The organism is Halomonas sp. 5021 (assembly GCF_036663435.1).
Classification (GTDB): Bacteria; Pseudomonadota; Gammaproteobacteria; order Pseudomonadales; family Halomonadaceae; genus Vreelandella; species Vreelandella janggokensis.
In genome coordinates this window covers 38,693-51,990 of sequence record NZ_JAXOVU010000009.1, presented here as the reverse complement: position 1 = coordinate 51,990, position 13,298 = coordinate 38,693, and the positions used below count along the sequence as shown (strand labels likewise).

At 58.8% G+C, this 13,298-nt stretch carries 10 protein-coding genes and 1 riboswitch; of the genes, 2 read left to right on the top strand and 8 right to left on the bottom strand.

The annotated features are described in order from the left end of the window. Positions 1 to 18: 18 nt before the first annotated feature. Together R3F64_RS14145 and R3F64_RS14140 are read right to left on the bottom strand one after the other, a co-directional pair. Positions 19 to 1,434 (bottom strand): diguanylate cyclase domain-containing protein, encoded by a 1,416-nt coding sequence (locus tag R3F64_RS14145; RefSeq protein WP_332612112.1) that lies wholly within the window; start codon positions 1,432 to 1,434, stop codon positions 19 to 21. A gap of 47 nt (positions 1,435 to 1,481) precedes the next feature. Next, complete coding sequence (locus tag R3F64_RS14140) at positions 1,482 to 2,876, bottom strand: sodium:solute symporter family transporter (protein WP_332612110.1); 1,395 nt, start codon at positions 2,874 to 2,876, stop codon at positions 1,482 to 1,484. Continuing rightward, positions 2,866 to 2,968, bottom strand: a riboswitch (TPP riboswitch). It overlaps the preceding gene by 11 nt. 213 nt (positions 2,969 to 3,181) lie before the next feature. Here R3F64_RS14140 and R3F64_RS14135 point away from each other — a divergent pair. Further along, positions 3,182 to 3,874, top strand: a complete 693-nt coding sequence (locus R3F64_RS14135; protein WP_085917846.1) for a hypothetical protein — start codon at positions 3,182 to 3,184, stop codon at positions 3,872 to 3,874. Between the two features lie 62 nt (positions 3,875 to 3,936). Here R3F64_RS14135 and R3F64_RS14130 read toward each other — a convergent pair whose 3' ends face one another. The 5 genes from R3F64_RS14130 to R3F64_RS14110 all read right to left on the bottom strand — a co-directional run bounded on the left by R3F64_RS14130 (position 3,937) and on the right by R3F64_RS14110 (position 9,379). Then, positions 3,937 to 5,436, bottom strand: a complete 1,500-nt coding sequence (locus tag R3F64_RS14130) for a CoA-acylating methylmalonate-semialdehyde dehydrogenase (protein ID WP_332612108.1) — start codon at positions 5,434 to 5,436, stop codon at positions 3,937 to 3,939. A 183-nt stretch (positions 5,437 to 5,619) separates the two neighbouring features. Beyond that, positions 5,620 to 6,885 carry a TRAP transporter large permease gene (locus tag R3F64_RS14125; protein ID WP_332612106.1) on the bottom strand — a complete coding sequence of 422 codons (1,266 nt, stop codon included), beginning with the start codon at positions 6,883 to 6,885 and terminating at the stop codon, positions 5,620 to 5,622. A 16-nt stretch (positions 6,886 to 6,901) separates the two neighbouring features. Further along, entirely contained in the window at positions 6,902 to 7,465 is a 564-nt protein-coding gene (locus R3F64_RS14120) for a TRAP transporter small permease (RefSeq protein WP_332612104.1), read from the bottom strand. Positions 7,466 to 7,514: 49 nt separating this feature from the next. Next, positions 7,515 to 8,498, bottom strand: a complete 984-nt coding sequence (locus R3F64_RS14115; RefSeq protein WP_332612102.1) for a TRAP transporter substrate-binding protein — start codon at positions 8,496 to 8,498, stop codon at positions 7,515 to 7,517. Positions 8,499 to 8,665: 167 nt separating this feature from the next. After that, positions 8,666 to 9,379: a DUF3581 family protein gene (locus R3F64_RS14110; RefSeq protein ID WP_085917904.1), complete on the bottom strand. Its 714-nt coding sequence runs from the start codon at positions 9,377 to 9,379 to the stop codon at positions 8,666 to 8,668. Between the two features lie 107 nt (positions 9,380 to 9,486). Here R3F64_RS14110 and R3F64_RS14105 point away from each other — a divergent pair, with 107 nt between their 5' ends. Then, positions 9,487 to 12,453 carry a hypothetical protein gene (locus R3F64_RS14105; RefSeq protein WP_332612100.1) on the top strand — a complete coding sequence of 989 codons (2,967 nt, stop codon included), beginning with the start codon at positions 9,487 to 9,489 and terminating at the stop codon, positions 12,451 to 12,453. On the opposite strand, the gene R3F64_RS14100 is transcribed toward R3F64_RS14105, so the two are convergent. Next, positions 12,450 to 13,166, bottom strand: coding sequence for a trimeric intracellular cation channel family protein (locus R3F64_RS14100; protein ID WP_085917852.1), 717 nt, complete (start codon positions 13,164 to 13,166; stop codon positions 12,450 to 12,452). The genes R3F64_RS14105 and R3F64_RS14100 overlap by 4 nt on opposite strands. Positions 13,167 to 13,298 lie beyond the last annotated feature (132 nt).

The window sequence follows — 13,298 nt, the reverse complement described above, 5'->3', positions numbered from 1 at the left end:
ACGTTTTGGCAGACACCTTCATGCGGGCGCGTCAGCCATACAGGCCTGTGCTTTACCGGCATGTTTGGCGTTATACATGGCAACGTCGGCGCGTTTGAGCAGTTCCAGTGCCGTTTCACTTACGTCTGGCTTATAGAGCGCCACGCCAATGCTGGCGCTGACATGCACCTCCGCCTCCTGCAGCTGTACGGGCTGCTCGAGGGTATCAATCAACTGCCGGGCAAGCCGCTCGGCGGCATCGAGGGCGATGTTTTCCAGCAGCACGACAAACTCATCTCCGGCCCAGCGGGCTACGTAGTCGGTTTCACGCACGGCGGCGCTTAGACGTTTGGCGATTTCACGCAGCAGTTCGTCACCGGCTGCATGGCCATGCAGATCATTGACGGCCTTGAACCCATCGAGATCCATGAACAGCACCGCAAGAGCCGTTTGCTGGCGCCGGGTGCGCGCCATCGCCTCTGGCAACCGCTCATCCAGGGCCCGCCTGTTGGGCAGTTGGGTAAGTGCGTCTTCACGGGCTTCAAGATCGCGCAGGCGCTCGAGCTGTATGCGCTCGGTAACATCGTGGAGAAACAGGCTGCGCTGCCTGCGTCCCTCTATATCGAGCGACTTGATGCGCATTTCCACCGGCAATGAGCTGCCGTCACGACGTGCCGCGTAGTAGGTGACGGGCGTCTGCTGGTCGCCTTCCGGCATGCCATCAGGAAAGATCAAATGCTCAATGGAGCGCGCCAGTGCTTCCCTGCGCGTCCAGCCAAACATCGTCGTCGCGGCTCGATTCCAGTCCAGCACAACGGCGTTATCGTCAATGCTGATATAGGCATCATAGGCCGACTCGATCACCAGGTTCAGCTCTCGGGTGCGCCGCTCAATCTGGTTTTCAAGATCCAGGTGCAGCGCTTCGAGAGATGACTGGGATGCTTCCCGGCGCTGCTTTTCAAACAGGAACCGCTCACGCAGGTGAATTTCATCAGTAACAATCGATCCAAGGTCTTTAAGCGCGTTGATCTCGGCGTCGCTAAGCCGACGTGGCCTAGTGTCCACGGCACACAGCGACCCCAACGCCAACCCCTTTGATGTGCGCAGCGGAATACCCGCGTAAAAACGCACTCCGCCTGGCACGGTCACCAGCGGATTATCGGCAAAACGCGGATCTTCTCGGGTATCTTCAACAATCAGCGGCGCAGATTCCGCAATGGTATGGGCGCAGAAAGCCACGCTACGTGATGTTTCACGAAGCTCAGTTCCCACACGAGATTTTATCCATTGCCGCTTGGCGTCAATCAGCGTGACGGTCGAGGTCGGTACATTCAGTAATTGGGTGACCAGACGCGTCACCCGGTCGAATGCGGGTTCTTCCGGCGTGTCCAGCAGCGCCAATTCGTAAAGCGCCGCCAGCCGAGCCTCTTCGTCGGGAAGAATAGGGTAGTTCATTGACTGTGGCCCATGACGGTAGACGATAACCAACCATCATAACGTGATCAGCCATGCTTTGCCCAAGATGCCCGATGACCAACCACTTTCGCCCAGCTAACACTTACCAGTGTAGAAGCACATAACGCACCGAGGAAAGGACCCAGCGTGGGAATACCAGCAGGGAAAGTCGCCGCCATGAGACCCGCTACAAGGCTACCACTGGCCAGCCAGCCGGGTAACACGGCGCCTAAAAGCCCTGCAATACCGCCGCCAATCGCAGCCGCGGTGGACATCCGCTTCCATAGCCCCAGCAATACCGGTACGACAATCGCGGCACACAGCAAGTCGGCGATCAGGAATAGCCGCAATACGGAAAGCCCCTGAAGGGCGATGATCACCACCGGCACCATCAGCACAACGGTCCACCAGCGCGCCGTGGTCAGCGACCTGCCCTGCTGCTCATGCTGGGAGACTATCAGCGAGGCAATCGCGTTCTGTAGCGTATCGACACTGGACGCCACCAGTGTCACCGCCAGCACCAGGGCCAGCATGGCGAGCCACGACGGCGCATTTCCCAGCAGAGCAAAAAACGGGATGGGCGGCTCACCCAGCGCAACGCCACTCATCGCGGCAAGCATCCCCAGGCCGCCGATGACCATCACCACAGCGACGGTCATGCCACCCCCCAGCCAGGCCCCCTGGCCCAGACTGCGTGAATCCTGCGCGGCCCACACTCGCTGCCAGTAACCCTGGTGGAAAAGGTTAGCCGCGGTGACAGCAATGACCAGTGTCACCGCTACACTCAGCGCGTCGCCCAATGGGGCACTCGGCATCGACGATACGTCTGGCATGGCGGGTAAATAGGTGAAGGCAACACTGCTGACGATAAGCAGCAGAGCGATCAACAGCCAGGCCTGCCAACGGTCGGTGGCAAGGCTCGCCCTCAGCCCGCCAAGCACGGTATAGGCAAGCGTGCTCAAAGCGACACCGAGGACAACCAAAGCGGGCGGCACATCGGAAAGTAATGCGGTAATCGCACCAATCGCCGTCAGCTCTGCAGCGAGAAAGCAGGCCATATAGGCCACTGACACCAGTGACACCCAGCGCCGCACGCTGGTGCCATAGCATGCCTGGGCAAACTCGGCGATGCTTCTGCCTTCGGGCAGTGCGCGGCGGATGGCCGGCCCATAAAGGCCCAATACGATAAATGGCAATGCCGAACCGATGGCATAACCCGCAAGCGCCACGGGGCCAACAAAGGCGCCGATTTCCGGCGGGGCAAACAGAATCCATGCCCCCATCCCGGAGGCAAGAAACGATAGTCCGAGGGTCGCTCCGGACTGGGAATTGCGGGCCGTAATGTAATCATCGACCGTGCCACCGGCCCAGCGAGCCCGCAGGCCAAGGATGATGAAAACGCCAAGTGCCGCGGCAAGCGCAGCTGATGTCAGGTAGGGCATGTCGCACTTCCTCCGCCGGTATCATCCGGATCAGGTTCCAGGGTCAGCGCAAGCGCACTCTCAGCCTCTTCGAGGCCCCCCTGGCGACAGTGTGTGAAAGATCGTTATGAACAGGTATTATTCTCAACGAGAATCGCACCAACGTAAAGTGGCGCGCGCATGCCATAACGCGCAAGCACTCGGTGCTTCACACGACCGAGGGCTTTCAATCCGCGTCATCGCTCGCCATACTCCGTAGGTGCTCTAATAACGTTATAGAAACCGTGCGCCCAGAGCGACACGGTTCGCTCAACGGGAAATCTCTAATGCGCTATACAGAAGCCAAGGAACATACGCCGGGCAGGCTCCACGCCTTGTTTGCTGACCCTTACAATGCGTTTGAAAACGATACGGATGAGCGACAGTTACATCTGCATATTGCGCTTTACTTGCTGTTGGCACGCCCCATGGAGCGTGGCTTGATGACGTTGAGAGTCATCCATGGCTGGGAGAACGGCGGTTTCGAGCCGGATGACTTGCAGCATGCCGACTACGCCATTCACAACGTGGCTGATTTTAAACGCGCAGTCAGCACCTTTACTCAGGCTTCAAAAGACAACGTCGCCCTTCCGGCCGCACGTGATGACCTGCTGGCCAGCCCGCTAGACGATGCGATCGCCAATGCCGAGGCAGACGGGCAAACGCTGGATGAAGAAACGCGCACTATTCCGGCCCGCTGGCCTGCTTTTGAAGGCGGTTTGGCACTCTATACGCTGTTCAAGATGTACCACCGCCTGGTATACGGCGAGGACGAAGCGTACCGCTGCACCCAGTGCTATACCGCCCAAGGGCTGCGCGAGATTCACGAATTTCATCTTGAAGAAGGCGAGTTTGCACTGCTGGTGCCAACCGGCAAGCATTTTGCCAGCGAGCCTTCAATGCTGGTACTGCACGAGAGTCAGCTTGATCCGATTGAACGGCTGCTGGAGGAGAGTTTACCGCTGTTCCAGGATTTTTAGTCCTCGCATTGACGTTCCCTCGGCCCATTCAGGCCGAGGGAAATATCGTTTGGCGAGTGACATCAGCCAAGTGAGATGGTGCTATTGATACCGCTGGAGACGTTTTCCGGCTCAAACCAGCGTGCTGTCACGGTCTTGGTCTGGGTCCAGAAAGCAATCGCCTGCTTGCCGTTGGGACCCAGGTCACCAAGCTTCGAGCCTCGCGAACCGGTAAAGCTGAAATAGGCCACCGGCACCGGGATCGGTACGTTGATGCCGATCTGCCCCACATCGATATCGTTTTCAAAGCGCCGCGCCACCCAGCCGGAGTTGGTAAAGATCGAGGTGCCATTGCCGTTGGGGTTGGCATTGATGAACGCGATGGCATCATCCAGGGTTGCCACGCTGACCACGCAGAGTACCGGGCCAAAGATCTCTTCCCGGTAGATGGACATGTCTGCCGTCACGTCGGCAAATAACGTCGGCCCGACAAAATTACCTTCCGGATAGCCATCAACCGAGCAGCCTCGCCCGTCGACCATTAATCTGGCGCCCTCTTTTTCACCTGCGCCAATCAAACGCTCGACGCGCTCCTTGGCCTGAGGGGATACCAGCGGGCCCAGGTCAGCGTCACGCTGGGTGCCAGGCCCGACTTTCATGCCACGAGCGCCTTCCACAATATCGTCGAGCCATTCACGGGCTTCCCCCACCAGGACCACCACCGAGTTGGCCATGCAACGCTGCCCGGCCGCCCCAAAGGCAGAGCCCAGCAGGCTGTCGATCGCCTGACTGCGATTGGCATCGGGCATGACCACGCAATGGTTCTTGGCGCCCATCATCGCCTGCATGCGTTTACCCGCCGCGGCGGCGCGGTTATACAGCAGCGAGCCTACGTGGGATGAGCCAATGAACGACAGCGCCTTGATCGCCTGATGATCGGCAATCTGGTTCGCCACCTCGGGGCCACCGTGAACCACATTCAATACGCCCGCCGGAATGCCCGCTTCGTGGGCAAGCTCCACCAGGCGCATGGTCGAGCTGGGATCCTGCTCCGAGGGTTTCAGCACGAAGGTATTACCGGTCGCAATGGCCAGCGGGAACATGAAACAGGGCAGCATGATCGGGAAGTTGAAAGCAGTAATGCCCGCCCCGACACCCAGCGGATGGTGCATGGTGTAGACATCGACCTCGTTGGCGGCATTATTGGCCAGTTCCCCCAACTGGAGTGAGGTAATGGAGCAGGCATGCTCGACCACCTCCAGTCCGCGCCCAACCTCGCCTTCAGCATCCGGCAGGGTTTTGCCGTGCTCTTCTGTAATCAACGCCGCCAACTCTGGGGTGTGCTCGCGAATCAGCGCCTGTAGCTTGAGCATGATGCGCATCCGTTTACCCAGCGGTACCTTGCGCCACTCCTTGAAGGCCATTTCAGCGCTGGCAATGGCGCGCTCGACTTCGTCGGCGGTGCAGAAAGGCACGCGAGCGACGACTTCCTGGGTAGCGGGATTCACCACATCACGCCATTCCTGGCTCTGGGACATGACGGGCTGACCATCGATAAACATGGGGATATCGCGAGTGGGCATGGCGTTGCTCCTGTTGTCATTGTGTTAGAAAGTTGACGTAAACGTAAACGCACTATTGCACGAGTAAACAGAATCTCGCGCGCGGCGTCAATTAGCCTTTCCATCACGACGTGCTGCTGGCAATGCGCCAGCAGAACACGTACCAGCGAAACAGCACCAGGAACATCGTTTTGCAGCGGTTTGTTATCGCTGGATCAGCCCGTTGGTCAGCCACGGCAGCCATGCGAGCAGCACCAGCGTGACCAGGGTTGCCAGCAAAAACGGCAGCAGTGCACGGAAGATTTTCAGCGGTGGTGCGCCGGTCATCGAAGAAGCGATAAACAGCCCGGCACCAACAGGGGGCGTTAACAGCCCCAATACCAAGGTCAGACATACCACGACGCCAAATTGATAAGGGCTGATGGCAAATTGCGTCTCGGCAATCGGCATCAGGATCGGCACCACAAGAATCAGCGCGGCGATACCGTCGATGACCATGCCCACCAGCAACAGTGCGCCAATCACCATGAGCAGGAAAATGAAGGGATTGGCAGTAAGGGCTGCGATCCACTCGGCCGCCATCTGTGGCAACTGCTCGTAGATCACCACCCAGCCAAATACGCCAGCGGCGGCAATCAGCATGATGACCAAACCGGCATTGACCGCCGTGCGTTTGAGCACTTGGGGCATTTGAACCAGACGTAGTTCGCCATACACAAAACGCCCCATGATCAAGGCCGCAAGCGAGGCCAACGCCGCCGACTCGGTGGGTGTGGCAATGCCCCACAGAATGCCGCCGATAATAATCACCGGAATCAGCATTGCTGGCAGCCCCCAAAGCGCATCGTGCACCGCCTGACGGCGACTGGGCCACTGGCCTTTGGGGTATTGCTGCACCAAGCCGACCAGCGCGATCACGATAAAGAAACTTGCCCCCAGCAGTAACCCCGGCAACAACCCGGCAATAAACATCTCGGCGATAGGTACCTGGGCCATCACCCCGAACAGCACAAACAGCATCGAGGGCGGGATGATCGGCGACAGCAGGCCACCTGCCGCGGTAATCGCCGCGCTGTACGGCGTATCGTAGCCTTCCTCTTCCATGGCGGGCACCATGGCGCGGGACATGATAGCGATTTGCGACGCCGCCGAGCCGATAATGGCCGCCATCATCATGTTGGCGACCAGGTTGATATATGCCAGGCCTCCACGGAAACCGCCCACCAGAATTCGTGCCAGGGCGATCAAACGTCGGGTGAGACCGCCTTCGTTCATCAGCTCTCCAGCCAGCATGAATAGCGGGATCGCCAGCAGCCCATAGCTCTCGATGGCGCTGAATAATTGCTGCGGGTAAGACTCGAACAGCACGCTATTGCCCGACACATAGATATACACCATCGCCGTCAGTGCGAGCACCAGGGCAATCGGCACGGCACTGATCAGTAGCAGTACAAACACGGCAATCGTCATAAGCGCTCCACCCGCATCATCGTAAGGTCTCGACCGTCGGTTCGTCGTCAGGGCGGCGCCACTGGGTGACGGACTGCCAGACGTTGGCCAGCCCATGCAGGGAGAGCGATAGCGCAAACCACGGCACGATCAACCAAACCCAGAACTTCTTCACGCCCAGCGTTGAGGTGTTCTCGGCGTATATGAAGTTGAAGGTCTGCCCCTGAAACGCGCCGGTGTCGAAGCCTAGTTGGGCGAGCATGAAGGGCTGATACCAGCGCCAGCAAAGCCAAACGAGCAGCAGGGCAAACACCAGCACCATGGCATCCACCCAGAGGACGATCAGTTTTCGCCCGGCGCGGGGCAGCACATCGCTCAGCAGAGTCACCGCCACTCCCTGGCGACGCTTGAATACTGCGCCAGCAATCAGGAACGTCATCCAGATCATCGCGTAAATGGATAACTCACTTATCCAATAAAGCGGGTTACCCAGTACACGAAAGGCAATATTGATCAGGATCAAACACGTCACCGCCGCGGCCAGAGCGGCAGCGGCGGTTTCTTCAAAGCGGGCAAGCCCCGAGGAAAGGCGTTGCAACATGATCGTGGATGGTCCTCGTCAGTGGTCGAGTGGTTGGCTTGTCGGCGGTTTACTCGCGCAGGCGATCGGCTTCCTCGCGCAGGGTTTCCAGCATCGGCGCCTTGGGTGCCCAGATATCTTCCCACTCGGCAATCGCATCGGCGAAAAACTCAGCATCCGCTTCGACGATATTGATATCCAGCGCACGGATCTCTTCTTCCTGAGCGGCGTCTTTTTCCTCAAAGCCTACCAGTACATTCTCCAGATGCTCGGCCATGGTCGTGTCGATCAGTTCACGGTCTTCTTCGGATAGCTCCCGCCATACACGCCCGGACACCACCCCCACCATGGGGAACATCATGTGATTGGAGATCAGCAGGTTATCGGCCTGCTCGTAGAATTTTAGAATCAGAATAGAGTCGAAATCCATATCGATGGCATCTACCTGACCGTTGGCCAGGGCATCGTACACTTCCAACAGCGGCATGGGCGCTGGGGCCGCACCGGTTGCCGTATAGAAATCACGGATTGGCTCAAATGGGGTAATCCGCAGGCGCAGGCCTTCCAGGTCATCAGCACTCTCGATAGGGTCACGGCTGAGCACCTGACGCATGCCCACCATACCGTAACCAACGCCAACCAGACCGACACCTTCCGGCATCAGGTCCAGCAGCTCGCCAGCAGCGTCTGAACGCAGCAAGCGAGCAGCGTGGTTGACGTCATCAACCAGATAAGGCGCATAAAGCGCGCCAAAGTCGGGAATCCGATTGGAGATTTCGGCAATGGTCAGGAAAGCCATGTCCAGCGCACCGCTTTGCAACTGCTGCACCATCTGCGCTTCGTTACCCAGTTGCTGGGCAGGGAAAACCGATACGCTATGCTCGCCATCAGAGCGCTCATGCAAGGTGTCGGCAAAGGCTTCCGCTTCGGTCGACCAGAGATGCTGGGCGGGGGTAATCAGTCCTAAACGAAAGTCGCGTGCCTGAGTGCTGAGTGACGCTGCCGCCAGCGTAGTCGCGGTAATGGCAAGGGTCAGCAGTTTACGATGGTTCATGTAGCGCCTCTTGTAATTTGCGTCGTGCCTGTTGCCCAGTACTTGTTGCGCAGTACTTGTTGCATGGAACCTGCGCGTGGCACGGCATTATGATGAGAAGCCAAGAATACCCTACCCCAAGCGTTGAGGGCAGCCATCGCCACTAACGTCGTACCCGGCTTGCCTGCTTACTCGACTGATGCGAGATAGGCAGCCTTGAGCCGATAGAACTCTTCCACAATCGCCGCCATTTCATCGGCGTCATAGGGGCATAGCCCGCTGACGACCAACTTCTTGGAGCCTACCCCAACCGGCTCGCCCGCTGATTGAATGGCAAATTCGAGTAACGCATCGGCACGCTTGCCCTGCACATCCAGCGACGAGTCGCTGAGCGTCAATCCCGGCGATACCGCGTTCAGACGCTCCAGCGAAAACCCCATGCTGTCGTAGATCACCAATGGACGCTTGGGGTTGAACATGACCCCGTGCTGTTCCATGAGCGGCTTGAGGTAGTGGGGAAAATTCTTGCCCGAAAACGCTACGTAGCAGCGGGCAAACGCTTCTACTACCGAGGCATCGTTGGTCCACTCCCCCCGTCGGGTAACCTGTAAATAATGTTTACCGTCTTCACCGCATACGTGAAGCTCGCCATTTTCAGCTTCGCTGAACAACAGTGGTGTATCCGCGCCCACCATGCTGGTAAAACGAAACGTCATGTGCCGTGACAAACCAAATTTTGCCAACACCAGCGCAAAAAGAAGGTCCCCTGGCACACAGAAACGCCGCGCATCCGGATTATGGATCGGGTTGTAGTCCCCCGCGACGCCCTTGGCGAAGTGGCTGGCCTGCTCAGCGGAGATCACCACATACTCTCCGCGCTGCGTGTAAAATTCCTTGAACATGGCGTTGGCTGTCTGCTTAGCGTTGAAATCAAAAGTCGATGGCGGGCTTACGACGCGCATAATGCCATAAAACGTCGATCAGCAGGAGTCATCTGCAAGGAAGCCGTATGCCAAACCCGCGTCACCGCTCAAAACGTCTATCCCGCATCTTGGTTGTCACACTCTTGAGTGCTTTGACGGTAGTGCTTGTCTGGCTCATCGGCAGTACCTGGTTGCTCAACAGCCAGTGGCTGCCGCAGCAGATTTCCAGAATCGAAGGCGTCGAGGTGCGCTGGTCAACTGCCCAGAGCCTGCACCCTGGGCGCTGGGAGGTCGAGAATCTCTACCTCGCGCTTGAAGATGATCGAATGCCCGTCACCGTTGACGCCCGGCAAGCCACCCTTTCGTTGTCCTTGCTCGGTTTGCTGCGCGGCGAACTGCATATCAAAGCGCTGGAGGCAAGCGGGCTTCGCCGCCTGACCGTTGGCGATATGGCGCTGGAAGCCGAGGGCCAGCTCAAGATCAAGGACACTCAGTTCAGTCGTGACGCCTTGGCCGTGCCCCATCTGTCGTTGGATATCCACCATGGGCGCTTGATGCGACCAAGCGACCAGGCCATCCTGGCCCGAGATATCCAGTTAGACGCCAATGCCACTCTGGAAAGCGTATCCACCGCAAACATCCCACCCCATGAGCTTATTGCCAGTTTGCTTGGCGCCCTTTCAGCGCAGTTGACAATCGATGCTCAAGCCGATGCCTGGGACGTTTTCATGCCTTACCTGCAAGCGCTGCCCTGGCTGACGCTTGACGGTAACGGTGCGTTGAAAGGCGAGCTTGCGCTTGACGCTGGCACGTTACAGCCCGGCAGCCTGCTCACATTGACAGCCTCTGTCCTGCGTCTGTCAATGGATGAGCAACGCCTGACGCCCCATTCAAGCGACTCACCGCGCTGGATAACCCCTGATTCATCACCGTCGCTGCATACCGCTGTCGGCGAAGGGCACGTGCGCCTGGCAGCAGAAGGCGATGCGCTCACCTTTTCCACTCAGTTAAACGATGTGGTCCTGGCTGACAGCCAGCCCTATGCCGACGATACCCAGCTCCGCCTTGCTGCCCGCATTCCCAACCAGCGCCTGGACCGGCTGGATCTGCCGACGGGCGCCACGCTTGAACTACAAGGCCAGGTCAACCGGCTGGACATGCTTGACCGATACCTGGCAGGCACCTTTGACGGCCAGGGTATTCGCCTTGACGGAAACGGGCAAATCGAAGCCAGTGTAACGCTTCGTGACGCCCGACCTCACCGTGCCTCGTTGTCGATTCAGGCGCCAGAACTATCGGCTCAACTGCTGGATATCAATGCTCAGGGAAGCGGCTCGCTGACGGCCCAGCTAACCCCCGAAGAGGCTATCGAGGCGACGCTTACGTTCATCGGCGCAACCCTGCGCCACCATGAGCGAACGCTGCTGACGGACGCCACCATCACCCTGAACACGCGCAGCCCGATTGATCCTGTGCAAGCGCGAGAAGACGCTACCGCCCGGCTTACCTGGCAATCCGCACGCCTGCCAGACATCAGCGTTCTGCAACCCTACCTGAGCGCGGTCTTGCCCGATCCTGCCCCGCTACAGCTGCTCAATGGCCAGGCCACCAGCCTCGGCCAGCTTGATATCACCACCCAGCAGATGCATGGCGATATCCATTTAGCCGGTGAGCAACTCACCACCCGATGGCAGCACGGCGAACAGAAAGGCACGCTGGAAAGCAATGCCCAGCTCACCCTGGTGATTCGTCAGGCAGCGCTCGACGGCACCGCACTGGATATCAGCGGATCACGTTTGCGTTGGCAAGTCGCGGATACGGACGCTTCCACAGAGCAGCTACAGAGCACCCTGTTACTCAGAGAAGGCCGCTTCCAGCGCGCCGAAACTAATGACGCAAATCGGGTCAGCGGGGAATTTGCTCTGGAGGGCAGTGTGCAGCGGCTAGGTTTTTTGAATGCCTTCCTGCCCAGTGCTCACGGGTTAAGGCTTGCGGGCAACGGCCAGCTATTCGCTGAGGGCGCTTTCCGTGATGACCGCCTGCTGGCCCCAACTCGCCTCAGGGTCAACGCCAACCAGCTTGAGGTGGGCTTTTTAGACTACCTCGCCACCGGGCGCGGCGAGTTGACGGCTCAGTTGGATAGCGCCGAGCACGCCCAGCTTTCGCTGGGCATACCGCACTTTACACTCACGCGCCAGGATGACGACCAACCTCACCTTGAAGGGCGCCACTTCGCTCTCACGACGCAGACCGACCGTTTTAGTGAGGTGCTGGCATCGCCAGAGCCTGCCTACTTCACCACGCGTATCGCGCTGCCCATTACTCAGGTACCCGACTTCACCCGCTATAACCGCTATCTACCCGAAGAGGCGGGTATCCGTCTATTAGGCGGTCAGGCGAGCCTGACCAGCGAATGGCTGCTGGAAGGACTGACCGCCGAGGGCGAGATCAACCTGCGCGCCTTTGGCGCCGACCTGGCGCTGCTTGACCAGCGTCTCAAGGGCGATGTTGAGCTGCATCTGCAACTTGACGAAGGTGACCTGGACGCACGGCGTTTTAACGCCGATGACTCGTTTCTGCGTCTGGAAAACGTGTTTCGTCACAGCGCAGATGGAACTCAGGATGCCGGGTGGTGGGTGCAACTGAGCCTGGATAACGCACTGCTCGAGTGGCGCGACCCAATCAATCTCACCAGTGACCTCCGCCTTGGCATGCGTGATACCGGCTTACTCGCCCGACTCTTCTTGGCGCGCGCCCGTGAAAGCGGTTGGCTGGGCCGACTCTTGAACGTGCGTGATATCAACGGTGATGCGAAGCTACACATCGACGGCGAGCGTATTCGCCTTTACGACCTGACGCTTACCGGCGGGCCTCTTCTACTGCTGGCCGACGTCACCCTGGCTGAGAAACAGGCCAATGGCGCGCTATATGCCCGCATTGGTGCCCTGGGAACAGGCGTCGAGCTGATCGACAGCGAGCCTGACCTGAAAGTATTTCAACCCAGGCGCTGGTTTGAGCGCTGGCGGGAGGCAACGCGTTTTCCCAAACCTTAACGACGGTTGCGCTCACGGCGAATCATCCTGACCCGCTCTTTGGCTTTTTGCGACGTGGAAAGTGGTGCCGTCGCGTCATCGTCGGTTTTGGGCGCTACGCTTACCCAGGCAAATACCGGCAGCGCCAGATGCCAGTGAATCGCCGCGATTCGCAACCCAAGGGTCACGCTTAGCGAGGCGGCGATGGTCAGGATAAGCGGCGCTTGAAGGGCGTCCAGTAGTACGTAAACCGTGCCTCCCGCCATCGCCGCCGTGGCGTAGATTTCTTCGCGTAGCACCATCGGCACCCGCTGGGCCAGCACATCGCGGATCATGCCGCCGGCCACCCCCGTCATCATTCCCATCAACACGGCGACAACACCGGATGTCCCCAGCAACAGCGCTTTGTGGGCGCCAATCACCGTAAACAAGGCCAGACCAAAGGCGTCCGCAATCGGTAAAAAGCCGCGTGAAAGGCGGTGGATATAGTGAAACCCCACCAGCGAGATGCCCACGGTGGCAAAAATGACCCACAGGTACGTTGGATCGGCCACCCAAAAAACCGGCCTGACGCCCAGCACCAGGTCGCGCAGCGTGCCGCCGCCAATCCCCGTGACGGCGGCCAGCACCAGCATGCCAAACGGGTCCATGCGCGAACGACATGCCAGGACGACGCCAGACAAGGCAAAAACGATCACCCCCACCATATCCAGCCAGACAACAATACCCGACACGTGGCTCTCCTTTATTTCCGCCACTTTAAAGCAGGCAGAATAGCACTTACCTTGCTGACTCGAACACGGGCATAAAATCCCGGCGGGGCAACATCCTGTAAATTAAAGAGTTTTCGCAACCACTTTAAGAAA